The sequence below is a fragment of the Cytophaga sp. FL35 genome (assembly GCF_014349235.1).
GTDB lineage: Bacteria > Bacteroidota > Bacteroidia > Flavobacteriales > Flavobacteriaceae > Euzebyella.
On the sequence record NZ_JACSOH010000034.1, the window covers coordinates 1 to 26,920 of the forward strand.

The 26,920-nt window shown below is 40.9% G+C and carries 17 protein-coding genes; 13 read left to right on the forward strand and 4 right to left on the reverse strand.

Annotation, left to right across the window (positions count from 1 at the left end; genetic code table 11):
* The first annotated feature begins 81 nt into the window (after positions 1-81).
* From BIZ36_RS18815 to BIZ36_RS18860, 10 genes are all read left to right on the forward strand, one after another.
* Complete coding sequence (locus tag BIZ36_RS18815) at positions 82-1,305, forward strand: 6-phosphofructokinase (protein WP_187459419.1); 1,224 nt, start codon at positions 82-84, stop codon at positions 1,303-1,305.
* A 5-nt stretch (positions 1,306-1,310) separates the two neighbouring features.
* Positions 1,311-1,979, forward strand: coding sequence for a bifunctional 4-hydroxy-2-oxoglutarate aldolase/2-dehydro-3-deoxy-phosphogluconate aldolase (locus BIZ36_RS18820; protein ID WP_187459420.1), 669 nt, complete (start codon positions 1,311-1,313; stop codon positions 1,977-1,979).
* Positions 1,979-2,983, forward strand: coding sequence for a sugar kinase (locus BIZ36_RS18825; protein WP_187459421.1), 1,005 nt, complete (start codon positions 1,979-1,981; stop codon positions 2,981-2,983). Before BIZ36_RS18820 ends, BIZ36_RS18825 begins: the two co-directional genes overlap by 1 nt.
* Positions 2,984-3,038: 55 nt before the next feature.
* Complete coding sequence (locus BIZ36_RS18830; RefSeq protein WP_286174980.1) at positions 3,039-4,286, forward strand: NRAMP family divalent metal transporter; 1,248 nt, start codon at positions 3,039-3,041, stop codon at positions 4,284-4,286.
* Positions 4,287-4,655: 369 nt separating this feature from the next.
* Positions 4,656-5,270, forward strand: coding sequence for an RNA polymerase sigma factor (locus BIZ36_RS18835; RefSeq protein WP_187459423.1), 615 nt, complete (start codon positions 4,656-4,658; stop codon positions 5,268-5,270).
* 79 nt (positions 5,271-5,349) lie between these two features.
* Positions 5,350-6,387 (forward strand): FecR family protein, encoded by a 1,038-nt coding sequence (locus BIZ36_RS18840; protein ID WP_187459424.1) that lies wholly within the window; start codon positions 5,350-5,352, stop codon positions 6,385-6,387.
* Positions 6,388-6,495: 108 nt separating this feature from the next.
* Complete coding sequence (locus BIZ36_RS18845) at positions 6,496-9,870, forward strand: TonB-dependent receptor (protein ID WP_286174981.1); 3,375 nt, start codon at positions 6,496-6,498, stop codon at positions 9,868-9,870.
* 39 nt (positions 9,871-9,909) lie between these two features.
* Entirely contained in the window at positions 9,910-11,433 is a 1,524-nt protein-coding gene (locus BIZ36_RS18850; RefSeq protein ID WP_187459425.1) for a RagB/SusD family nutrient uptake outer membrane protein, read from the forward strand.
* A 26-nt stretch (positions 11,434-11,459) separates the two neighbouring features.
* The gene (locus BIZ36_RS18855; protein ID WP_187459426.1) at positions 11,460-12,941 is read left to right on the forward strand and encodes an arylsulfatase; all 1,482 of its coding nucleotides are present in this window, start codon (positions 11,460-11,462) and stop codon (positions 12,939-12,941) included.
* Positions 12,942-13,044: 103 nt separating this feature from the next.
* Positions 13,045-14,394: a sulfatase gene (locus BIZ36_RS18860; protein WP_286174983.1), complete on the forward strand. Its 1,350-nt coding sequence runs from the start codon at positions 13,045-13,047 to the stop codon at positions 14,392-14,394.
* A gap of 14 nt (positions 14,395-14,408) precedes the next feature.
* Here the strand turns inward: BIZ36_RS18860 and BIZ36_RS21350 are convergent, their stop codons facing one another.
* The 4 genes from BIZ36_RS21350 to BIZ36_RS18880 form a co-directional block, all read right to left on the reverse strand.
* Positions 14,409-16,208: a prolyl oligopeptidase family serine peptidase gene (locus BIZ36_RS21350; protein WP_353616859.1), complete on the reverse strand. Its 1,800-nt coding sequence runs from the start codon at positions 16,206-16,208 to the stop codon at positions 14,409-14,411.
* An 18-nt stretch (positions 16,209-16,226) separates the two neighbouring features.
* Positions 16,227-17,480, reverse strand: coding sequence for a mechanosensitive ion channel family protein (locus BIZ36_RS18870; protein WP_187459429.1), 1,254 nt, complete (start codon positions 17,478-17,480; stop codon positions 16,227-16,229).
* A gap of 107 nt (positions 17,481-17,587) precedes the next feature.
* The gene (locus BIZ36_RS18875) at positions 17,588-18,706 is read right to left on the reverse strand and encodes a glycoside hydrolase family 88/105 protein (RefSeq protein ID WP_187459430.1); all 1,119 of its coding nucleotides are present in this window, start codon (positions 18,704-18,706) and stop codon (positions 17,588-17,590) included.
* Between the two features lie 12 nt (positions 18,707-18,718).
* On the reverse strand, positions 18,719-21,484 hold the full coding sequence (locus tag BIZ36_RS18880) for a glycosyl hydrolase (protein ID WP_222937465.1): 2,766 nt from the start codon (positions 21,482-21,484) through the stop codon (positions 18,719-18,721).
* Between the two features lie 143 nt (positions 21,485-21,627).
* On the opposite strand from BIZ36_RS18880, the gene BIZ36_RS18885 reads away from it, so the two are divergent.
* From BIZ36_RS18885 to BIZ36_RS18895, 3 genes are read left to right on the forward strand one after another with little or no spacing between them, the layout of a single operon-like run.
* On the forward strand, positions 21,628-24,075 hold the full coding sequence (locus BIZ36_RS18885; RefSeq protein WP_187459431.1) for a glycoside hydrolase family 31 protein: 2,448 nt from the start codon (positions 21,628-21,630) through the stop codon (positions 24,073-24,075).
* Between the two features lie 29 nt (positions 24,076-24,104).
* Entirely contained in the window at positions 24,105-25,526 is a 1,422-nt protein-coding gene (locus BIZ36_RS18890; protein WP_286174985.1) for a glycoside hydrolase family 88/105 protein, read from the forward strand.
* A gap of 9 nt (positions 25,527-25,535) precedes the next feature.
* The gene (locus tag BIZ36_RS18895; protein WP_187459432.1) at positions 25,536-26,918 is read left to right on the forward strand and encodes a sulfatase-like hydrolase/transferase; all 1,383 of its coding nucleotides are present in this window, start codon (positions 25,536-25,538) and stop codon (positions 26,916-26,918) included.
* The last annotated feature ends 2 nt before the right edge of the window (positions 26,919-26,920 follow it).

Below are 26,920 nucleotides of genomic sequence, written 5' to 3' on the forward strand. Positions count from 1 at the left end.
GACGCCAACCTGGCGACCGTGGACGAGGTGGAAAAGCTCATGGGCGGCGATGCTTCCGGTAGGGTAGCTAGATAATAAAAGATGGCTTCTAAAGGATCAATTTTAATCTTTTGTGGCGGAGGTCCGGCACCTGGTATAAATGCCGTCATTAGTACGGTAGCCAAAATATTCTTAAAGGATGGATATCGGGTGCTCGGCCTTCATGAAGGATTTAAAGGAATATTTTCAGAAAACCCATCAATCAAGGAATTTGATTTCGCTCATGCCGACCGTATTTTCAGTAGGGGTGGATCTACCTTGATAATGAGCAGGTTCAAGCCTACCAATGAAAAGCTCAATACCCAATTGTTTTTAGACAATGAGGTAAAATTAATGGTGAGTATTGGTGGCGATGATACGGCCTCTTCGGCAAATAAAATAACTGCTTATTTGTTGAAGGAAAATATTTTCATTGCCAATATTCATGTACCCAAAACAATCGACAACGATCTTCCTCTTCCCGACAGGAATCCTACCTTCGGCTTTCACTCTGCTAAGGATGAAGGTGTGCGAATAGGTAATACCACCTATGAAGATGCACGTACGAGCAATAACTGGTTTGTGATGTCTACTATGGGGAGGTCTGCGGGTCATTTAGCATTTGGTATTGCCACTAGCTGCCACTTCCCAATGATGGTCATCCCGGAAATGTTTGATAAAACGGAAATTACTTTTGACAAGGTAATACGCTTGATTATTTCTTCCATGGTCAAAAGGAAAATTGAAAATATCAATTACGGAGTTGCGCTGGTAAGCGAGGGTGTTTTCCACATAATGCCAGATAGCGAGCTTCAAAATTGTGGTATCAATTTTACGTATGACGAGCATGGCCATCCAGAATTGGGAAATGTGAGTAAATCACACATCTTTAATGTTTTGGTACAAGCGCGTTTAAAGGAACTTGGTATTAAAATAAAAAGCAGACCTGTAGAATTGGGTTATGAATTACGTTGTTGCCGTCCTATAGGTTTTGATCTAACGCTTTGTACATTGTTAGGCATTGGGGTCAAGAAGCTTTTTGATGAAGGCCTCAGCGGTTGCATAGTTACCGCAAATTCCCGCGGGGAAGTTTCTCCCTTGTTTTTGTCCGATTTACAAAATGACGAAGGAAAAATTGAACCTAGGTTGGTAAATATTGATTCTGAATTTGCCCGGCTTTGCTTTCAAAACCTAAACTTTTTGAGCGAACGGGATTATGAAAAGGCCAAAGCCTTCCTAGAATTTCCGGAAGAATATGATTTCAATAAAATTTTAAACAAAGCGTAGTGTAAATGGCACAGTATTCAAGAATAGATGTTGTACATACCATGAGGGAAACCGGTATGGTTCCTCTTTTTTATCACCCTGATGTGGAATTGGGCAAGAAAGTGCTCAAGGCCTGTTATGATGGCGGTGCCCGATTAATGGAGTTTACTGCAAGAGGAGATTTTGCCTATGAAGTATTTTTGGAGTTGAATAAATATGCGTTGAACGAGCTATCCGGAATGATTATGGGTGTAGGGTCGATTACCGATGCGGCAGCGGCCAGTTTGTTCATTCAAATGGGAGCCAATTTTATAGTGACCCCATCGTTGAGAGAAGATATCGCTAAAGTCTGTAACCGCAGAAAAGTATTATGGTCTCCGGGTTGTGGCTCGTTGACCGAAATTAATGCTGCTGAAGAATTGGGCTGTGAGGTGGTCAAACTTTTTCCGGGCTCTACCTATGGCCCCGGTTTTGTGAAGGCTATCAAGGGACCACAACCATGGACGAGCGTCATGCCTACAGGCGGAGTAAGTACCGATGAGGCAAACTTAAAAGTCTGGTTTGATGCGGGGGTTACTTGTGTGGGAATAGGTTCTAAGCTTATTTCCAAGGACCTTTTGGAGAAAAAGGATTTTGATGGACTTCAAACTTTGGTAGCTGAGACGCTTGCCAAAATCAAACAAATTAGGGAGTAATGGCAAAGAAACTGGTGACTTTTGGGGAAGTAATGATGCGATTGTCGCCACCTGGTTATGCCAAATTTGCGCAAGCGACCTCCTTAGAACTGGTTTATGGTGGAGGTGAGGCCAACGCTGCTATTTCTTGTGCCTATTTGGGGATGAAAGCGGTCCATGTGACCCGATTTCCCGATAACGCCTTGGGTAGAGCGGCTACTCAATTTTTAAGGCAACATTGGTTGAGTACCGAACATGTTATCTATGGTGATAAGATGATCGGTAAATATTTCTTGGAAAAAGGCGCTGTTCACCGTTCCAGTGAAGTGATTTATGAGCGGGAAGGTTCTGCCTTTTCTTTGATTGAACCCGGTATGGTAGATTGGGAACAGACGCTAAAAGATGCCGATTGGTTCCATTTCACGGGTATAACACCCGCTATATCAGAAGGGGCCGCCGACTGCTGTTTAAATGCCATAAAAACAGCCAATAAAATGGGAATTATGGTCTCAGGTGATATCAATTCCCGTGATAATATGTGGAAGTACGGCAAAAGCATGCAAGAGGTGATGCCTAGGTTGGTTGAGAATTGTGATGTGGTCATTACCAGCAGCCGCGGAATTCATGAAATGTTCGGTTTGGGTGGTCCGGATGACAAGTACAGGGATTCGGCACGAAAATTAATGGAGCAATTTCCTAAAATTCAAAAAGTTGTCGGGAAAAAACGTAAATCTATTAGTGCTTCACATCAACAGATACAAGGAAAAATGTGGAACGGGTCTAAGTACATCAAATCAAAAAACCTAAATATTACGCATGTGATTGACCGAGTGGGTACAGGCGATGCCTTCGCTGCCGGACTTATTTATGGGCTGCTACATTACCAAGATGATTTGGAAGCCTTGGATTTTGCCTCTTCCGCTTGTGCCTTAAAACATACCGTTCCCGGAGATGTGAATATGGTATCCTTGGAGAATGTTACCAGTCTTATGATGGGGGATACCACTGGCAGCATCAAAAGATAGAAATAAGAATTAAAAAGAGAATAGAGATATGGAAGGGCCTGCTCAAAACACATCCTTGATAAAGAAGATTTTGGCCCTTGTATTGGCCTTTGGACCCGGTATTTTTGCTATTGGTTATACCATTGGTACGGGTAGTGTAACTTCAATGATCGTGGCCGGAAGCACCTACGGAATGCAATTGCTATGGGTGCTGCTGTTGAGCTGTATTTTTTCGGGAATACTGATGTATGCCTATGGCAATTACGCCCTGTTGACAGGGGAAACTGGCTTATTTGCCTTTAAAAAACACCTCAAGTATGGTAAGGTCATCGCCGTACTGATAATCATAGGAATCGGTTTTGGCCAATGGAATTCCCTAATGGGCATCATGGGTATTTCTTCCAATATCATTTACGAGATATTCGCTATTTACTTTCCTGAAGTAGCTAGTTTTAAATATGAAATGGTGATAGGAATAGCAGTGGTGGTCACAGCTATTTTTTATGCTCTTTTACTAGTGGGCAAGTACACCTTTTTTGAAAAGATTTTAGTCATTTTTGTGACCATTATGGGAGTTTCATTTTTGATTTCCCTTTTTATGGTTTATCCCTTGCCAAAGGATGTAATTATGGGCTTGGTACCGAGTATTCCGCAAGTACCAGGTGGAAAAATGCTAGTAGCGGCCTTTGTAGGAACGACGATGGCTTCAGCCACATTTTTGTCAAGACCTTTATTTGTAAAAGGAAAGGGGTGGAACAGCAGCCATCTTCAAGAACAGAAAAAAGATGCGATTGTGGCAGCTATTCTGGTCTTTTTGATCAGTGCGGCCATTATGGCCGTGGCAACCGGTGCCCTTTATTATTCCGGAAAACCTGTTACCCAGGTTCTGGATATGGTAAACACCCTGGAGCCCGTTGCCGGCAAATTTGCCCTTACCCTCTTCTTCTTTGGCACGCTAAGCGCCGGTCTATCCTCCATATTTCCAATTTTGTTGATTGTTCCGATTTTAATTGGCGATTATCAATCCGGTGAATTGGATACCAGTTCCAAACAGTTTAAGGGTATCACCGCCATTGCCTGTCTATTCGCCCTGATTGTTCCAATTTTTGGGTCCAATCCCGTGGAGATGCAGATATTGTCCCAAGTTTTCAATGTATTTGTTCTCCCATTGGTTATTGTTGGAATTTTGATTCTTATTAATAAAAAAGAACTAATGAAAGGGCATCAAACCCCAAAAATCATCAATCTGGGCCTGTTGTTGGCTTTGGTATTTGCTTGTATTATTTCCTATAATGGGATCGTGGCACTGTTGGAGTATTTTTAGTATATGCAATATTGGGTAAGTAGTATTAAAAAAACGTCCAACATCTTCCTAGAGATTACTTAATCTGCTCTTGAACAAATAGCCATCCAAGAACTGAAATATTTCTTAGAACCATACATCTTGAGTATACCTAATTGGTTCAAAAGACTCATGAGTAAATTTTGTTTTAAATAAATTAATCTGCGTGAAATTTGAGGGGCTCTTATCTCAGTAAAAAACGTAAAAAGATACTGTATAAGTAGATATTGGAAAACCGTAATCTTGATGAAAGGTGATTTTTTAAAGGTGTTAATTACGAATTTGACAAAAATTAATATATTCACTTTTAAATAGCTTACTTTTTTCGAATTCGACCAACCAACTACTTGAATGCCTATAAATAATCAAACATATAAAATAATAGTTTCTGAAACAGAAAAGTTCATTTGGATTAATCTTACAGAGGGTTCTACTGATGCGTTAGGGCAGATTTATGATTTATACGCGGAAGAACTTTTTGAGATGGCTCTGAATTGGACGGAAGACCGAAATCGAATAAAGGATGGTATACATGACCTTTTTCTAGATTTATATAAGTATAGGTCTAACATTTCTATACATGATAATATGAAGGGTTATTTATGTCTGTCCTTAAAGCGAAGATTATTCAAACTAAAAAAAAGTAAAGCCATTTTTCTTGAGAAAGATTTAAATATGGAGAAAATAAAAGTTCTATCGGAAGCACCCTATGAAGATTTATTGATTTTGTCGGAACTAAAATCTGAAAGTCAGAGTCGAGTTTTATCCGCATTAAATTCGCTAACCAAAACGCAGCGGCTGAGCCTTAAATTAAGATATGAGCAAAAACATTCTTATGAAGATATTTCTGATATAATGAATACTACAGTTGCTACTGCTCGGACCACCGTTTATAGAGCAATGAAGGTTTTACGAAATCAATTGTTATTGTGGGCAGTTATGCTAATTAAATTATTTTTTATATAAAGTATTTATTTTTTGTCTATAAATATTAAAAAGACCCCTTATTATAATAAAGGGGTCTTTTTAATTTAATTGTAACCTAATGACTGATTTTAGAAGTGAAGGTTCACTTACCGATTTTGAAAAATTAGAGCTGAAGCGACGAGTCTTACGTTCCGTGAAGTTATACAGGCGAAGAAAGGCGATTTTTATAGCAAGCGGGTTGGCCGCATCTTTGGCCCTCGTAATTACATTGGGTCTAATCAAGACGAAAAATCCAAGCCCATCAATCGTTGAATTCGCAGAGCAAGTTAATGAGGTTGATAACAACATTTCTAATAAAGTGACCCTTATTCTTAGTGAGGGAGAGAACCTAAGCTTAGAAGAAGATAACCCAGAGATTTCCTACACTTCTAAAAATGGTGCTGTTGACATTGGAAGCTCTCAATTGGTTGAACAACAAAAGGGTCAGTCTAAATCTCAAATTTACAATACTCTTATGGTTCCTTATGGGCAAAGAAGTAAAATACTTTTGTCTGACGGAAGTCAAGTTTGGCTAAACTCTGGCAGTAAATTAATTTACCCGATAGCCTTTGAAACTAATAAGCGTGAGGTTTTTCTAGAGGGAGAAGCAATTTTTGAAGTGACCCATAATGAAAGCAGCCCCTTTCATGTCATCACCAAAAATCAAAAAATTGAAGTATTGGGTACGGTGTTCAATGTAAATGATTACAAAGATGAAGCCACTTCATTTACCGTGCTTAAGCAGGGAAGTGTGATGATTAGGGGAAGAATAAATAATGCAGATGGTGTGCTAATGAAACCGGGTACAAAAGCAAGTATTCGGGGCAAGTCAGAGCCGATTTCTACTGAAACTGTTGACGTAAAGGAATATTTCTCGTGGCGGGAAGGACTGCTGATTATTAAAAATGATCCTTTAAGCAACATTATGCGAAAACTGTCAAGGTACTACAATCGACCTATTCAAATTGAATCGTCAAGGGTGGTCAACGAAACTTTTTCTGGATACCTAGACCTGAAGACGAATCTTGAAGAGGTGTTGGGTTTGATTCAGCAAACCGCAAATATTGAGTATAAGCAAAATGAAAACGGAATAATTATAATAACACTCAAAAAATAGAAAGTATATGGGGTAAAATAAAACAAAAAACCGGAGAATGTTCCAGCATTCCCCGGCTGAAATAGCAAAGTTGCCAAAGGCAACAATAACTAACCTAATTCCAAAATTATGAATAAATTAAGTGGTCTTGCCCAAAATATGGGCAAAATGACCTTTAGAAGCTTTGTGATGTTAACCATGAGAGTTTTTCTGCTTTTAATAGGTATTGGTTTGGGATCTATGTATGCCAATCCGTCTTATGCACAAACAAAAATTAGCCTTAATGTTGAAAATGTCTCCTATCAAGCACTTTTTGATGAAATTCAATCCAAAAGCGAATATGTATTCTTTTATAAAGATGAAGTAATAGAAAGTGAAAGAAGGTTTAGTCTGTCAGTTCAAAATGAAAAGTTGAGTACAATCCTATCGCAAGTATTCAGGGATACTGATTTAGGTTATCACATATCGGACAGGCAGGTAGTTGTTAGAAAAAATGAAAGGTCCATCAATAATTATTTGGCCAAAACCATTGAAAAACAAGATTTTACCGTTACCGGGGTAGTTGTGGACAGTCAAGGTGTACCATTGCCGGGAGCAAGCATTTTGGAAAAGGGAACAACTAATGGCACGCAATCAGATTTTGATGGAAACTTTTCACTAACAGTCTCAAAAGGAACAAGTGTACTGGTTATTTCTTATATAGGTTTTAGTACGAAAGAGATTCCTATAGATGCACAAGAACAAATTTCCATAATCCTTGAAGAAAGCGCAGCGGGATTAGAAGAGGTAGTTGTTATTGGGTATGGTGAAGTAAGGAAAAAGGACTTAACTGGCTCTGTAAGTAAAGTGGGTGGCGATGAACTTAGTAACCTTCCGGCAGCCCGAGTAGATCAAACATTGCAAGGAAGAGCATCTGGTGTTCAGGTTTCACAAATTAGCGGAGAACCTGGTGCGGCTACCACTATTAGGATTAGAGGAGGTAATTCCATTCAGGGTAACAATGAGCCACTATGGGTGATTGATGGTATTATAGTTGGGACAGACTACAATCTAAGCAATCTTAACACCAATGATATTCAGTCAATTGATATTTTAAAGGATGCTGTTGCAGTATCCATTTACGGAACGCGAGGTGCAAACGGGGTAATTTTGGTTACCACCAAAAGTGGCAAAGGGGCTCCCGCAGGAACAACCAATGTATCTATAAATGTATATGGAGGCCTGCAGTCAATGGTAACCAAGGTAGATTTTTTAAACGGACCAGAGCACGCGGCGTATGCCAATGAAGATGCTGAGTTTAGAAATTCGGCAATTCCCTTTCCGAATATGAATGAAGTGCCCAATGTAAATTGGATAAATCAGGTTACACAAGCCGCACCTGTTCAAAATATTGATGCATCGGTTTCGGGGGTATCCGAAAGTGGTAAAACGAACTATTATGTTTCGGGCAATTATTTTGATCAGAAGGGTTTAATTAGGGAAAGCGGTATAAAAAAGTATGTTTTTAGGTCCAATATGGATATTGAACTTTCAAAAAAGTTTAATGTTGGTTTTAGGGTAAATATTTCCAAACTTAGGCAAGAGAATACAAAGTTTAACGTAGATGCACTTTATTTATCAACAACACCTACAAGGGCTATTTATGATTCAGAAGGAAGCTACACTGCTCTTGACCCAATAACGGACGGTATCTCTTCTAATTACGAAGCTGATTTAAATTTAAAACAAGACCATAATTTAGTGACCAATATTTTAGGAAGTGCCTATTTGGAATATAAACCACATGATAACCTAATTTTTAAATCTACATTTAGTCCTGAAATAAATGATTTTAAAAGAAATAGGTTCAACCCGGGGCAACTACCAAATAACCTAATTATTAATAATGGAGGCGATGCTAGAATAGACAATTCCCTAAGTGTAAGCTACATAAATGAAAATACGCTTACTTATAGAAGAAGTATCCGTGAAAACGATTACCTTACTGTTTTGGGGGGGTTTACCCTACAGAAAACCGAGTTTGAGTCCAGTTACTCGCAGTCTTTTGGATTATCTAATGATGTAACCGGTTTTAATAATCTGTCGTTCGGTGCGGACCCTGCTAGAAATAATTTGGGTTCTACTTATAATTCCTTTCAGCTTGCTTCTTGGCTAGGTAGAATTAACTATTCCTTAAATAATAAATACTTGTTCACTCTTGTGGGTAGGGTCGATGGCTCGTCTAGATTTGCCCCAGGAAATAAGTACGCCATATTTCCTTCGGCAGCTTTTGCTTGGAAGATGTCCGAGGAAAATTTTATAAAGAACTTGAATCTTTTCAGTAATCTGAAGTTTCGGGCAAGTTACGGCTTATCGGGTAGTCAAGCCATACCGTCTTATAGAACCTTAGCGGTTTTAGACGCGGCAAATACTTCATTTAATGGTGCGGAAAACCCCGGAGTCATTCTAGGTAGACCCGAAAATCCAGAGTTAAAGTGGGAAACTACCAAGCAATTGGATGTTGGTTTGGAAATGGGCTTTTTAAATGAAAGGCTCGCAGTAGAATTGGATTACTACCAAAAGGAAACAAGTGATTTGTTGTTGAACGCCCAGTTACCTAGACAAACGGGGTTTGTAAGTAAGTTGCAAAACCTGGGGAAAATTGAAAATAAGGGTTTTGAACTGTTATTGAATAGCATAAACATTACTAATGATAATTTGCAATGGTCTACATCAATATCGCTTTCGGCTAATCGGAACAAGGTAGTTGATCTGGGAGGAGTAGACTTTATTAACCTAGTTACCCCAGCTCAGCAAGGTGGCACCGGTGCCCGTTTAATTGTTGGTGAAACTGTTCCCGTTTTTACAGGTGTAAATTATCTTGGTACCTGGAAGTCACAAGAGGAAATAGATGCTTCTGGTTTAAGCGGCAGCCATGATGTAGGAGGTCCCCGTTTTGAAGATACCAATGGAGACGGTGTAATTACAGAAGAGGATTTTATCGTATTAGGTAGCCCTCAACCGGATTTCTATTTTGGTGTTGGAAATACAATTACCTATAAGAATATTGATTTGGATTTCTTTTTTCAGGGTACATCTGGAAATGAGGTTTTCAATAGTTTAACTCAAACAGCATACTTCGGACGGCCAGAGACAACAAAATATAAGGAAACCATCAACCGGTGGACACCCGAAAACCCAACTTCTGATATTCCTAGAGCGGGATCTGTAGCTGCACTTTCTGAAATTTTTAATAATTCCGTTATGATTGAGGATGGTTCTCATATTCGGCTGAAGAGTCTACGTCTAGGATATAATGTACCTGTGGATAAAATTGGAGTAAAGCTTAAAGGAATCAATCTTTATTTAGTTGGAACCAATCTTTTTGTTCTTTCAGATTTTAGATTAAAAGACCCTGAAACAAGTCAATTCGGTAAAGACAGCGATAACTTATCATTTGGGTTTTCAAGAGGGCAATACCCCAGTTCTAGAACCATTTCCGTTGGTACAAAAATTGATTTTTAGAATAAGGTTGTAGAAAGTAAATCAATAATTTAAAGAATTATGAAATCATATATATATAAAATAGTAACGTTTCTGTTATGTATTATTTTCGGCTATGGATGTGACTCGTTTCTTGAGGAAGAGCCAAGAGATTTAGTTTCACCTTCTAATTTTTTCAATTCAGCGGCCGAGTTTGAACTGGCTATAGTCGGGTTGTACGATATTCTTAAGGACAACTCACTTCATGGAAAAATTGGTTTGGATAGATATTATGAAAATGGCGCTGACATCATAGGTCCAAATAGAGTATTTGGGCAAGTAGAACCTACACAATCATATACAATTAGCGAAAGTAATATTAGTGCGATTGATCAAGGTGCGGGAGCTCCCTTAACTTGGCAAAACCTTTACGCTATTATCTTAAATGCAAATACAATATTGCAAGAATTGGATGAAAATGAGGTATTGGCATCTGAGGAAAAGACTTTATTTCGAGCAGAAACTTTATTTTTAAGGTCTTACGCTTATTATCATTTAACAAATCTTTGGGGAGATGTGCCGTATTACGTAGAAAATCTACCTATTTCGGAGATTCAAAAGCTACCTAGAATATCCGCCAATACAATTCGTACAGAGGTTTTGCAAGATTTGCAGATTGCAGAAGATGGTTTACTTGGTTCGGTGAGTTCTGACGACTTAAGCAGAGTAACAAAATGGGTTGCTTCTATTCTTATGGTAAAGATTTATTTGATTCAACAAGACTGGCAGAATGCAAGGGACAAAGCCCTTTACATTATCCAAAATTCCCCTCATACCTTACTCAATGACTATGCCTCCGTTTTTGATCCTGATAATGAATATAATGCTGAAAATATATGGGAAATAGATTTTGTTAAAGATGTAAATAGAAATGACTGGGTCGATCATTTTACCCCAAGAATAAGGGATGAGCCAAAGGATCCAACAAAGCAGGGAGAACTTAGTAATGGCTTAGCTCAAAGAAACGAAGGATTTACAGGTTATGGTCTAGCGATTCCTCTTCCGGATTTTGTCAACAAATTTCCGATGGACGACCTTAGGCGGCCGGTAAATATTGCCACGGAGTATTTGGGGTATGAATTGAACTTTCCCTATATGCCTAAAATGTGGAATTTGGATCAAGTTAATTCGCCTAGAGGAAATCATGGGGACAATAAAATTATCTTTAGGATGGCCGATGTTTATTTAATGGCGGCGGAGGCGGAAAATGAATTGAATGGCCCGGCAAACGCTTATCAATATATAAACAAGGTTCGTGAGAGAGCTTATGAGCCTGATAAACCACTTGAGGGGTTAACACAAAATAGTTTTAGGGAGGCTATATATGATGAAAGAAAATGGGAATTAGGAGGTGAAAACCACAGGAGAATGGACCTAATACGTTGGGGTATTCTTTTAGATGTAGTAAAGAATACTGAATATAGAGTTTATAATCCTGCTAGTAATATTGAACCCAAACATGTGCTGCTTCCAATACCTCCTGAAGAGTTTCTGTTAAATCCCGCATTGTTGGATTCAGACCCAACCAATAACGGGTATAGGTAATGAGTTTTAATTTAAATACATTGCAAATGAGGCGTTTTAAAATGTTCTTTTCTCTACTACTTTCAATAACCATTCTAAGTTGCAATACAAAAAGTAAAAAACAGGACGTTGTCCAGGATAATGCCAACAGTACAGTTACTAAAAAGCCTAACGTAATTTACATTCTAGCAGATGACCTGGGCTATGGAGATTTGGGTTGTTATGGCCAAGATAAGTTCTCAACCCCCCATATTGATAAATTGGCCCAAAAGGGAATGCTGTTCACCCAACATTATTCAGGCAGTACCGTTTGTGCTCCTTCAAGATCGGCCTTAATGACCGGTTTGCATACGGGACATACCGTTGTTAGAGGTAACAAAGAGGTAAGGCCAGAGGGTCAGCATCCAATTCCCGATAGCACATACACCCTGGCCGAAGCCTTTAAAAGGGCTGGTTATATAACAGGGGCTTTTGGCAAATGGGGCTTGGGCTATCCCGGGTCGGAAGGTGATCCCATAAAGCAAGGATTTGACACTTTTTTTGGATATAACTGCCAGCGATTAGGACATAATTATTACCCTAGGCATTTATGGTCCAATAATGATTCACTTATTCTGGAGGGAAACCAAGGAACCAAAAAGGAAATTTACGCTCCTAACTTGATCCATGAAGAAACGTTGGCATTTATTGATGAAAATAAGGATGCCCCATTCTTTCTATTTGTTCCATCTATAATTCCGCACGCGGAGTTAGTGGCGCCCGATAGCATTATGAATGCCTTTAGGGGTAAATTTGATCCAGAGCATGAATATGAAGGGGTAGATGATGGGCCGGAATACAGAAACGGACCATATGGCAGTCAAAAGGAAAGCCATGCAGCTTTTGCCGCTATGGTTTCTTTGTTAGATCAACAAGTTGGTGAAATTATGGACAGGGTTGAAAAGCACGGACTAACCGATAATACCATCATTGTTTTTACTTCCGATAACGGGCCGCATTTGGAAGGAGGTGCTGATCCTGATTATTTTGATAGCAATGGGCCTTTAAAAGGCTACAAAAGAGATTTGTATGAAGGTGGAGTTCGGGTACCCATGATTGCCAGTTGGCCAAGTGTTGTTCCACAAGGAAGCAAGACCGACCATATTTCGGCCTTTTGGGACGTTCTTCCAACCATGGCCGAAATAGCCGGGTTGGCTACGCCCAATAATTTGGATGGCATCTCTTTCTTATCTACTTTAAAGGGGGATTCCGAAAGTCAAAAGCAACATGAATACCTGTATTGGGAGTTTCATGAAAAAGGAGGAAGGCAGGCCATTCGAAAAGGCTCTTGGAAAGCCGTAAAATACAATGTTTTTAAAGGGAAGGAAGCTCAAATTGAACTTTATAATTTAGAGAAGGATGTACAGGAAGAAAACAACGTTGCCGCCAATCATCCAGAAGTTGTAAAGGAGATGCAAGAAATTTTAGCAGCGGCAAGAACTCCTTCTCCGGTGTATAAATTTATGCAAAGGGCTTATTTAAATCCTTAGCAGTATTTGACCCATGGGCAAACAATATTTATCACTTTCATCATCGTTTTTTTGGGTCTTACCATTGCTATTTCTATTCTCTTGTAATCCAAAAGAAAAAATATTGCAAAAACCCAATATCATTTTTATTATGGCAGATGATTTAGGTTGGAGGGATGGGGGCATTTTTGGAAGTAAATTTTATGAAACCCCGAATATTGATAAGTTGGCAAGTTCAGGTATGCTTTTTACCCATGGCTATGCCGGTGCTGCCAATTGTGCACCCAGTCGTGCCTGTCTGATTAGTGGTCAAAATACACCTAGGCATGGTATTTATACCGTTGCGAATTCCGATAGGGGAAAGTCGAGCACGAGAAAAATCGTGCCGGTGGAGAACAATACCGTACTCGGTGATAGCTTACAAACCTTGGCGGCAATGCTAAAAAAACAGGGATACCATACCGCTACTTTTGGTAAGTGGCATTTAAGCGAAGACCCGCTCACCTATGGTTTCGACCGAAATGTTGGGGGCGATCATCGGGGCAATCCTGGGGGTAACGGTTATTTTGCACCCTTTAATGTGCCCGGTTTAAACGATGCCCCCGTGGGAGAGAATTTAACCGATAGGCTTACAGATGAAGCTATTGCATTTATGAGCGACACGTCGGGCGGTCCAAAGCCTTTCTTCGTTTATCTTTCGTATTATGCCGTGCATACGCCTTTGGCAACCAAGCCCGAACTATTATCAAAATACGAGACAAAAAAGGGAAACCAAATTCATAATAATGCTACCTATGCGGGTATGCTCGAGACCTTGGATTACAATATCGGCAAACTGCTCGGATATTTGAAGGAAAACAACTTATCGGAGAACACTTTGGTGGTGTTTACCTCCGATAACGGTGGTATTCGGGCCATAAGTAGGCAAGACCCCTTAAGGGCGGGCAAGGGATCCTATTATGAGGGAGGAATAAGAGTGCCCTTTGTTTTTTCATGGCCCGGGAAAATCGCTCCCGCTTCGGTCAACGATCAACCCATTTCCAATTTGGATATATACCCCACCTTGATGGATATTTCCGGAGCCGAGCATGGGAATAACGTGTTGGACGGTATTTCGGTTCTACCTGCTTTGGAGGGTGCCAAATTACCCGAAAGGGATTTCTTTTTTCATTTTCCGATATACCTTCAGGCCTATGACCCCGATACCGATGGTGGCAGAGATTCACTGTTCAGGACCCGGCCGGGATCGGTAATTGTTTCAGGCCGTTGGAAACTGCATCAATATTTTGAAGATGGAGACTTAGAACTATACGACCTGAACAGCGACTGGTCAGAAACGCATAATTTAATCCATGAGAAAAAGGAAATAGCCCATGCCCTACTGGGCAAATTAGAGTTGTGGCGTAAGGAAACCAATGCTCCGGTTCCCACAGAAAAAAACCCGGATTATGACCCTGATTTTCATATTAATTAATTGTTACATTAAAATCACTCCCTCCCCAACTTATCTACCACACTTTGGGGCACTTTTAAAACGGTACCGTGTCGTGTACCTTCCGGAAAACTGATTTGGTCGCTAATATCCTCCCAAGTTTTAAGGTCTTTGGAACGTACCGCGCCGTATTGGTGGTCTATGTATTTATCAAAATACACTACCCAATGCCCATCTACCATAGTGGCGGTGGGGCCTTCCGCCCAATAATCTCCGGTTATTGGATTGCCTGCAGCACTATAAGGGCCGGTCAATTGGTGGGCATAAGCGATTTTTATATTCTTTTCCGCAGGTTCGCGGGTTTCGTCCTTTAAGAACATCATAAATTGATCCCCGTTTTTTTGAATGCTGGAGTCAATAACGTTAAAACTAGGTTCGTACAGCAGTTGGGTGTCGCTAAATTCTTTAAAATCTTTGGTGGTAACGTAGTATATTCGGTGGTTGTATCCGCTTTCCTTGTCCGATTGCGTTTCCGGGAATTTTCCCTCAATGGTACTGGCCCAATAAATCATATAGGTTTCAGTGGTAGGGTCGTAAGTGATTTCCGGAGCCCAGGTATTTCGGGCTTTGGGCTCATGGGCCATGACCGGTACAAATTGCTGTTGAGACCAGTGAATAAGGTCTTCGGAATTGGCGTATCCGATGCCACGGTCCGTCCAACTCACCGTCCATACCATATGGTATTTTCCATCGCCCCCTTTAATGATACAAGGGTCCCGCATCAGGGAGTCCTTCCCCACCAGAGGTGTTAAAAACGATTCATCGTTTTTTAAGCTTTTCCATTGGTAACCGTCTTCACTATGGGCAAAATGGAGTCCGTCTTCCCCGTTCCCCTTAAAATAGGAGAAGAGATACGTTTCCTTTTCAGGAATGTATTGATGTGCTCGCAGCCAATTTTCCAAATCCTTCGGCCAGTATTGGTTCGTACCCTCAACGCCCAATCCCATGCCGTGCCTGCCTTTTTCGTACAGGTGCATTTCGGCATCCACTTCGTGATTTTTTAAGGCCAAATAGTAATTGATACTGTTCTCTACGGGAACGGCCTTATCTACCGTGGTATGGATTAGAAAAGTAGGAGGCGTTTGGGCGTTTACCTGCTTTTCATTGGAATATTTTTTAAGATTCTCGGCACTTGCGTTTTCTCCCAATAAGTTTTTTCGGGAACCCATATGGGTGATTTTCTCATCCATGGAAATAACAGGGTAAACCAGAATCGAAAAATCGGGCCTTGCACTAACGGAATAGTCGGAAGTATACACCTTATCATTGTAATGGGTAGATAGGGTGGAGGCCAGATGTCCTCCGGCGGAGAAACCCATAATTCCTATTTTAGCGGGGTCTATCTTCCATTCCTTTGCTTTGGAACGTACCATTCGCATGGCTTCCTGGGCATCTTGCAAAGGACCGACGGTCTTATTTTTCATGGTACGGTCATTGGGCATCCGGTATTTAAGAACAAATGCCGAAATTCCCAAGGAGTTGAACCAACGGGCCACTTTATGGCCCTCCTTTTCAATGGCCAAATGAGAATAGCCACCACCGGGGCATACAATAACGGCCGTTCCGGTATTGTTTGCTTCCTCTGCTAAATAGATGCTTAATTCAGGCTGGGAAACTTTACTGTAACCACGAACATTGCCTTGGGTGTCAAATTGCACTTCTTCCTTAAAATCATTATCCATAAGCGCTTCTGGGGCGCCGTTGGGCCAGAGAGTCATCCTTTCTTGTGCCAAACCGGGTACAGAGCAAAGGATAGACAGAAAGAAAAGCAGTTGATGTACAGAATTCGTGGTCATTTTCATATGTTAAGGTTTTTAGGTGGATGGCATAGCTGTTACGGACACCGGAATTTCGTACAGTTCCAAATTAAAATAAGGCAAGGCCGAAATAAGATGGTCAAAAACATCGGACATAATATATTCATAGTTTTCCCAACGTTTATCAGAACTAAAGGCATAAATCTCCAATGGAATTCCTTGGGTGGTTGGTGCCAATTGACGCACCATAAGGGTCATGTCTTTATTGACCGCCGAATGATTTTCAAGATACTGATTAATATACTTTCTAAAAACGCCGATGTTGGTGAGGTTACGACCGTTAATGGCCAAGCTTTTATCGATTTGGTTACTGGTGTTATGTTCTGTTATTTGTTCACTTCGGGTATGGAGATAGGGCGCGATCAACTGAATCTTTTTAAGGTTTTCTACATCTTCATCGGTTAAAAACCGAATACTATTCTGGCTAATGATCAGAGAGCGTTTGATGCGCCTCCCGCCCGATTCTTGCATGCCGCGCCAGTTTTTAAAGGAATCCGAAATCAAGGCGTAGGTGGGTATGGTGGTAATCGTCTTATCAAAATTCTGCACTTTAACCGTGGCAAGGGTAATCTCAATGACATCGCCATCGGCCCCATATTTTTCAAAGGTAATCCAATCGCCTATTCGCACCATATCATTGATGCTCACTTGTATGCTCGCTACCAACCCTAGAATGGAATCCTTGAAGATCAAAAGAATAACCGCCGAACCGGCACCCAGGGCTGTAAAGAATTTAATAAATTCTACTCCGGTAATTATCGCAATGATGGTCAAAATTCCTATGAACCAGGCGAAAATCATGAACACCTGAATGTAGCTGTCCATAGGTTTGTCCTTAAACCTAGGTTTGGTCTTTAGGTAATCATTCGTACTTCTAAAAATACTTTTAACTGTAAATAGCGTAAGAAACACGAACAGGATGCTCAATATTTTGAATACGATATTCCCGGCATATTCAAAATCCAAAAAGGCAAATTGCAAGATTTCGAAAAGGAGGGCCAGGGGAATAAAATGGGCTACATACCTTGGGACCTTATTAGCGACCAAAAAATTGTCATAATTGGTTTTGGACTGGCGCGCCAAACGTACCGAAATGGAGCGTAGGACCTTCCATATAATCATGTCTAAAAGTCCGGCTAAAACCAGGGCGCCTACCGTTAGGAGAATCATGTTGAGGTAGGCAGCCGAATTTTCGGTCATGCCCAATTCCAACAGGTATTTGTACAATAGTCTTGGAAGTCCCTTATCCATGGTTTACAATTTGTATGCGAACAGCAAAAATACGATATGGGCCGCAATCCGTGAACTCTTACAAAGGCTATAACAAAATAGTATACTTCTGGAAACTTAAAAACAGTCTATTTCATTTTATAAACTTCACTTCCTGCCAGAAGAAAGCAGCCCAATCCATAGTCTTCAAAATCGGGAACTTTGTCATAAGAAAGCGGTTGGCCGTCTTTAGGTTCCTTTCCGGTGGATTGCAGGTAACCCAAGAAACCGTTGTCGTGCAGCCCATCTTTGAGCATGGCATTCCAAGCTTTTTTGATCACTGGCAGATAGGTTTCCCTATCTAAAATACCTTGGTTTACCCCGTAGGCCATGGAATAGGTAAAAAGAGCAGTACCTGAGAGCTCTTTACCTCCATAGTTTTTAGGGTCATGTAAACTTACGTTCCAAAAGCCGTCCTTTCTTTGAATAGGTACCAAGGCTTTGGCCATGGCCTTAAAATCATTTATGTATTGTTCACGATGGGGGGCACTTTCCGGTATGATGGAGAGTACCTTTGCCAAGGCGGCAATGACCCATCCATTGCCACGGCTCCAATGGGAGTCCTCTCCATTGGGTTCTGTATAAGGAGGGTCAAAATCGGCATCTCGCCACCACAATCCGTCTTCAGGATTGTAAAGTCCGTTTTCCCCGTGCTCGTTTCGGGTGTACATGTACATTTGGTACATCTTTTCGTAATAGCGCTCATCACTTTCCAAAACGCCCATTTTCGCAAAAACCGGCATACCCATTTGTAGGGCATCTATCCACCACCAATCATCTACTTGGGGCGTGTTCAAAAGCATGTTGAGGGTAGATCTGGTAGGTTTTAACTTATGTGATTGAGGCTCTAGATTGTAAAGGTCGATATAGGTTTGTGCCGCACAATAATCATCCGCGTTGCGGTTCGCCGTGCCGGATCTAAAACTCCACTCATGAAACTCCGCCCAATCATAGGCGTACTGGTAATATTCTTCCTTGGGCCAAATTTGGTACAATGCCATAAGACCCTCATAATAGACCCCACGGGTCCAAATATTGCTAGGGCGTTCTTTATTGGTAACAATGGTTTTACCTACATCGGGCCATTTCTGCATAAAATAGGCGTTGGCGAGTTCCATTTTTTCCAAGATCTGTTCTCGGTCAAAAGGTTGAGCGGTCAATTGTGCCATGGAAAACAAGAAAAGCGTTCCTAAGAGTAATTTTTTCATGATAGGTAGTTGTTAGTCGAGTGTAATTTTCGAAAGAGGTTGCAAGTAGGGAGTTTCCGTTAAACCGGAAGGCATCGGTTGCCATTGGGTCGCATCAAACTCTTTATAATCTTTGTTCACCATATTAATTTCGTGAAAAATTTTCCATTCTTCCCCACGAAGTTCTTTAGCTCGGATTCTATTGGCGGGTAAATTGGTGACTTTTATTATAATCGTATTTGTTCCTTTTTTTAAGGAGCCGATATTTATTTTAAAAGGGTTGGCCCAAAGGGTGCCTTTATAGATGCCATTGACCCAAATTTTGGCACTTTCCCGTACATCGCCCAAATGCAATTGCCAATCATTAACGGCTTCATCAGGATTGTTGAATTCCAGTTCATACCTTCCCGTTCCAGAGAAAAATGCTCCATCTTTTGATAATTCTGTCCATGAGGATAGTGATTTTAAGTTAAGGGAATCAGGTAATTGTGGTCCGCCCTTAACAAAACTTAACTTCCAGCTCCCTTCCAGGGGAAATTTATTTTCAATTGATTTATAGTAGATCCAGTTAGGTGTATTACTCGTTGTTCCGGTTTTAAGGAATAAAGAACCTCCCGATGGTATTTGAACCTTTACTTCTACGCCGTTACCGTTTTCTAGTAGTTGTCCTTTGCCAAATTTTTTGGTCAATGGATCAAGTAATAGCACCTCTTCCGTTCTTACGGATAAGGGAATATGGGTGTCAATTTCTTCGGACGTATGATTTACCAAAAAATAAATTTTCTCGCCATGTACATCTCGCCTTATGAATTTAAGTCCGGTTTCGACCAAATGTTCCGGTTCAACTCCAGAATTTTTCAGTACTTTCCAAAAATCGTCCGTTTTCTCTATTTGATGGTCGGTAAGAAGTTGCTGCAATTCTTCCGTTTTTTTCTGATAGTCCAAAAACCCGGGAACGGTTTCAGGTAATTCCCTGAAAATGATTTGAGCTCCTTGTTTCTGTAATTGAATGAGTTTGTTAAGCGTTGGCAAGGGCATATGTTTGATAGCGGGAACGACCAAGCACTTATAGGTGCCACCCGGCAATTGAATTTGTTGGTCCACTACTTTAGCTTCTTCCATAAACCGGTCCGAAATAAAATCGGTTGTGATGCCTTTTTCGGTTAATTCCTTGTTGGTTTTGTAGAAGGGTGTATCCAATAACCACTCATCCAAGGAGTGGATTTTAAACTGAAAGAACAAAGATGCTTTTAAATAGCTTTGCCAAACGTCGTGTATGGGCCAATATAGCAGCACATCGTTATCCGGTTTTCCTTCCTGTAGAAGGCTTTGGCAATTTGCGATGTATGAAAAGAGTTCAGGTGCATCTTCCCAAATGGTATTGGTATGGTTAAAATTCACAGATGCGTAAAACTTCCATCCGGGCCATTCTGCTCTCTCTGGGGAATAGGTAGCCCCATGCAAGAAAATATGGTTGACACCATTCAACAAAAGGTCCTCTGCCTCCGGTTTGGTTTGCGACAAGGCGGTTTTAAAATGATCTCGCAACCAGGTAAAGGTCTCCGAAGAAACCAACGGTTTACCCGAAATATGTGCGGCGGAGGATGAAAATTTAAGCATGGCGGCATCGGCATCGCCCTCCCTTATATCATCCATTTCCCTTCTAAAACCCTTAATATCATAGGGCATAGACCCAAAAGTTTCGCATTCCGGGATATCCGCCGAAGCATACATATCGATCAAATTCCCGGGAGAACCATGCGCCTGTAGCCTTGTTTGATAGCCTTTTTTATTGGCCCAGGCCGTCCAAGGGCGGTCAAATTCCGTTAGCAGTAAGTCTGAAAGGGTTTCCCTATAGTCACTTCGGATGCGATTGGCTTTTTCGTTGTTACCATCAAAAAGTAAGTTGAGGTAAGGTTCCAATGAATACCCTCTTCGCTTTTCAAACTCCGTAAAAAATGCAGAGGTAAAATCAGTCCCATAGACTTCATAACTGTCATTAAAAATGGTTCTGAGCTCTTTTCCATGTTTGGAAAAGGCTTTGTTAAAGGGCTTTACATATTCCTCAAAAGCCTTTTTGGAATAATGATCTACCGTTAAGCCCGCACCGCCTGGAGCAGCTCTCTTTACCTGTTGGCCGGTTTTGCCCTCGTAAACCATAAACAGCGTGTAATCTGTTTTTTTAGCCTTCCACTTTAATTGGCCATTTTCCACTAAAGACGTAAGGTTTTCATAAGCTCCATTTTCATTGAAAGCCAATACTTTGAGTAATTGTGCATTTTTTCGGTCCTTTTCGTTTTCAGGAGTTAAGGTCAATTGTATTTTTTCCCCTTTTTGAACTTTTAAGCTATCAACAACTAATTTAGTGGCTGCATGGGCAGTGGAGACTTGTGGTCCGCCATAAGGCCAGCCGGTACCAAGGGTCATATCAACGCCCATGTTTAATTTCTTGGCTGTTTCTAGGGTATGGTCCAAATTTGTCAGCCAAGTAGGCGATAGGTAGTCCAAATAATTTTGTTCTTCTCCCTTAACCCCGTAAATAGGTTGAATTTCAACCCCTCCAAGGCCTGCTTTGGCCATTTTTTCCAATTGAAGTTGAATATTCTCTTGGTCTACTGCATTTCCCATCCACCACCATCGCGTCCATGGTTTGTGGGTTTGATTTATTTCAGGCCAAGGATTTGCCTTATCTTCTTGAGAAAAAACGGAAAAAGAGAAAAAAATTACCGTCCACAGTACAATCGATTGCACTTTTAGCATAAATATTTTATAATTGAAGATAATCGGTTTCACTTTCATATCAGGGAATTAGGGTCAAAAATAAGTGGTGACAACCATTTTGGCATCCTGTGCTATGCTGTTTTAAATGGTCAAAGCAGTATGGAACAGGATGCCAGAGCGAGGCCGCTACCTTAATTTTAGGCCAGTATAAATATATAGAAATGCAAATACTAAGAAGACTTTTATTGATTACCTCCCTATTTTTTTCTGTTGGTTTAGAGGCTCAAACTCCGCTCGGAAATTTTAAGGGTATCCTATCGGAAGAGGGAAATGTGGTGACAATTCAAACCGATAACGCTACTTTAAAAGTGGAATTCTGTTCTCCGGAAATACTTCGCTTTCGGAGCAGTTGGAACGGTGAATTTGAAGCTAATGAACCATGGATGGTGGTTAATTATGAATGGCCAAAAGTGGACTACACCGTTAATGAATCCGATACGGAAATTATACTGAACTCCAAAAGTTTGACCATCAACCTTCAAAAGGCGCCGTTTAGAATTACCATAAAGGATAAAGTAGGGAAAATTCTTAATACAGATAGTTCTAAAAAGTCCACCGATATAGGTTCGGTTGTAGATCAAGCTGTTGTCTTATCGTCCAAAAAACTCTTTGCAGACGAGCATTTTTTTGGTTTTGGGGAGCGAATGGATTATTTGGATAGACGAGGTAAGAAGTTGCGTTTGAATGTTGGTCGAGGACAAGGAAGACCGCATATTGTTGGGGCTTATGATGTGTTGCAAGCCAATTATTCCCCAGTTCCCTTTTTTATGAGTACCAGGGGCTATGGAATCTTTTTTCATAATGCACACCCTACCAATTGGGACATGGGGCATACCTCACAAGATTGGTATTCTTTCTCGGCTGAAGGCGGCGAACTTGATTATTATTTTATTTATGGTCCAGATTTTTCTTCTATTCTGGATGGCTATACAAATATCACCGGTAAATCTCCACTTTTGCCCAAATTTGCTATGGGCCTTCATGTGGGTACGTATAGTGGTGGTACGTGGGGGCATGAAGCGGAAACTTCTACGGATTACGTGGTGAATCTTGCAAAAAAATTCAGGGAGTTGAATATTCCTTTAGATGTACTTCATTTAGATTCAACTTGGCGTGTATTTGGGGAGAATGGAGGAACTGGAGCCACTTCCTTTGAATGGAGGGAAACCTTTAAAGATCCGGAATCCATGTTCAAGGACCTATACGACCTCAACTTGAATATGGTGGGCTTGCACTTGCGCCCACGATTTGACAATGGTAAGGAATTAAAACTTTTGGACGAGGCCCGAAAGAAAGGGTATGTCTATCCGGAAGAGAACAATCAAGGTGAGTTTGTTAATTTTTTTGATGAAGAATCCGTAGACTGGTGGTGGAAGAACGGTGTGAAAAGAGTGGCCGATCAAGGTGCCATGTTTTTAAAGACCGATGAAGGAAGCGCATTTGGTCATAAGGCGAATGAAAGTGATAAAACCGGTCCACAAGGAGAAGAAATAAAAGCACTTCACAACCTCTTTCCCATAGCGTATGCCAAGGCTCCTTTCGAAAAATTTTCTGAATACAATCAAATGCGTGGCATGAACCAAACTCGGGAAGGGTATGCCGGCATACAGCGGTATCCCTATATTTTTGCTGGAGATTGGCCCAGCGAATGGCAGTATTTTGAACCGGTCATTAAAGCAGGGTTGAATATTGGTCTTTCCGGGGTGGGTAATTGGTCCCATTGTATGGGAGGTTTTGAGCATGTGGCAGACCCTGAGCTATACATTCGATGGACCCAATTTGGTTTAATGAGTCCCATTGCTCACTTGTTTGGTATGGAGCATCCCAACTATAAAGAACCATGGAATTATGGAGAGGAAGCGCAAACCATTTTTAAAAAATACGACCAACTCCGCTATCAGTTGATTCCCTATCTCTACAGTACGGCCTATCAAAACCATGTGACCGGTAAACCAATTATGCGAGCGTTGGTTTTGGATTATCAAGACGACCCTAATGTTTACGGTATTACCGATCAATATCTATTGGGGGATAATATGCTGATATGCCCAGTAACCACCAAAGGAGCACAAACACGGGTTGTGTACCTTCCCAAGGGTAATTGGGTTAATTATTGGACAGGTGAAACTTTTGAGGGCCAAAGACATATAAGTGTGTTGTCTCCCTTGGACCAGATGCCCATTTTTATAAAGGCAGGTGCGGTTGTGCCCATGCAAGTAGTGGTGAACTATGTGGGTGAAAAGAAGCTAGCGAATTATGACGTGCATGTATATCCCGGTGGGGATAGTAGTTTTAAACTATATCATGATGACGGTAGAACCCATAAATACTTAAAAGGGGAATTTGCTACGACCCTTATCGAAGCAAGAGATTCAGGGAATTCAATGGAAATTAAGATTGACAAACCTGAGGGAATTTACAAGGTAGACTCCTTAACCTATAGGTTGGTACTACATGCAAAGGAAAAACCAAAATCATTACTTCTAAACGGCAAGAAAGTTTCAATTTTAGACACGGAAGATGAAAATAACCCATATTATTGTAATCGATTGCTCAAAATTCCAGGTTTACATAACTCAGTAACCCATGAAATGGAGATAGTCTTTTAAAAAAATATCAATTTTACTACTATTTGAACATGACAAGAACAACTCAAACGCTCAATCACCAATGGCTTTTTATGAATCCGTATCTGATGCTGTTGCTCGTATTTTCAGGGATATTCTCACTTCATGCCCAACAACCGGCAAATGATGTTACGGCTCCTCTGCATTTAATGAAGCCTAACTATGAAACTCCGTATGAAGTACCCACAAAGGAAACCATTACGGAGGTATTGGACCGTGTCTATACTTATTTGAATGACGTGACCCCTGCAGCGATAGTTGATCAAAATGGGGAAATACTATCCGATTACAAAAAAATCAAAAAAGCGAAAGAAACCTCATTTCAATCTGGTGATTTTAGACTTACCAGCTATGAATGGGGGGTTACCTACGCTGGCATGCTATTGGCCTCCGAAACCACCGGAGATAAAAAATATGCCAAATACACCAACGATCGACTGAATTTCTTGGCGGATATCCGTCCTTTTTACGCCGATTTTGAGAAGAACAATCCGGATGCCAAACATCCTATGAAGCGCGTATTGCACCCACATGCCCTGGACGATTCTGGGGCGGTCTGTGCGGCCATGATCAAAGCTACCGCACAAGGAGCAACTTCTGATTTGGATCCGCTCATTCAAAACTTTATGGACTACATAAGCAACGGACAGTACCGGTTGGGTGATGCCACTCTGGCACGAAATAGGCCCATGAAAAACTCTCTTTGGTTAGATGATTTGTTTATGAGCGTGCCCGCCTTGGCCCAAATGGGGAAATATTCCGGGGACAACACTTATTTTGATGATGCCGTAAAGCAAGTACTTCAATTTGCCGAGCGCATGTTCAATCATGAAAAAGGATTGTTTATGCACGCTTACATTGTGGATTCTGAACAACACCCGGAGTTTTACTGGGGCCGAGCCAATGGTTGGGCCATTATGACCATGGTGGAGCTGCTAGAGGTACTTCCCCAAAATCATAAGGGGAGGGAAGAGGTTTTAACACTTTTGAAAAAGCATATAGACGGACTCACCAAATTGCAATCAGGGAAAGGACTTTGGCATCAGCTTTTAGACCGTAACGATTCCTATTTGGAAACTTCGGCAAGTGCCATTTATACGTATTCCATTGCTAGGGCCATTAATAGAGGCTACGTAGATGCCAAGGCTTATGGTCCTGCCGTTACCTTGGCCTGGAACGCCATTACCGAAAAAGTGAATGAAAAAGGACAGGTAGAAGGAACTTGTGTTGGAACCGGAATGGGTTTTGATCCTGCATTTTACTACTACAGACCAGTTAATGTCTATGCGGCCCATGGCTATGGACCAGTACTTTTAGCTGGGGCGGAGATGATAGCGCTCCTACAGAACAGTTTCCCTAAAATGAACGATAGCGCTATTCAATTTTATGAAAATGAGGTAAAGACAGACGGACCTATCTTTGGAGAAGAATAAAGTTGAGTAGTGAATTTCCAGAGAAAAATAAGGGTAAAGATTTCAAGCTGTGGAGTGCTTGGGCTCTTTACCCTTTTTACATTCATAATTTTTGGCTGTAAGCCGAAAGAGAAAGAGCCGGAGGTGGTAAAAACGATGCCCCCAAATGTTCTTATTTTTATTTTAGATGATGCGGGTTGGAATGATGTTGGTTACAATGGTTCGGAAATTAATACCCCCAACATAGACCAATTGGCCAAGGACGGAGTAATTCTCAATCGATTTTATGTAGCTCCCACTTGTTCCCCCACAAGGGCAGCTCTTCTTACAGGTATGCCGGCCAGTAGATTGGGTATTCTAGCCCCAATTAGTGGTAAAAGCGAAAAAACGTTACCAAGTGACCTCATTACATTGCCCATGGCCTTATCCAAAAAAGGGTATGAAACGGCACTATTTGGTAAATGGCATTTAGGGTTAAAACCTGAAAGTGGTCCGCAAACTTATGGGTTTGACCATTCATACGGCTTTTTGCATGGGCAAATTGACCAATACTCGCATGAGTACAAAAATGGGGATGCAAGCTGGCACAGAAATGGCCGGTTTCTTAATGAAAAAGGGCATGCTACAGATTTAATAGGCACTGAAACCATAGAGTGGTTACGAAAGCAAAGAGATACCAGCAAACCTTTTTTTGCGCAAGTAGCTTATAGTGCACCTCATTTTCCATTGCAAGAACCAGCGGAATGGATAAATGAATACCTTGATATCAAAAACGAATCCCGACGCAAGTTTGCGGCGGCAATGAGTCATGTAGATGATGATATAGGTAAGGTAATGGAGTTTCTTAAAAAATCTGAACTTTTAGAAACTACCATGATTCTTTTTATGAGTGATAATGGCGGCATGAAAAATTGGTATCCCACCACCCAGTACAACGGTAAGCATGGGCCTAATGATATTCTAGGAGATAATTCTCCTTTACGGGACTATAAAGCGAGTAATTATGAAGGCGGGATAAGGGTGCCAGCCATTTTGTATTGGAAGGGAAAATGGCAGGCCAAAGTTTCCAATGATTTTATTTCGCTTACGGATGTAATGCCTTCTATTTTACAAGTGGCGGGGGTAGAAATTCCAACTAATGTAGAAGGACAACCCATTTTTAATCTGATTTCAAGCGGAACGCCCTTTGAAAATGAAATCTATATAAGAGGACACAAACAGCAAAGCCTGTTAAAGAAGGGGTGGAAGTTAATACATACTCCTATTGCAAACGAAGAAGGCAATTACGAGTTGTACGATATAGTAAATGACCAAGAAGAGAAACGGGAGGTATCTTCCCAAAATCCTGAAATAACTAGTAAGTATATTCAGATATTAAATCAACATATTCAAAAGGACTTCAACGAACCTTAGCT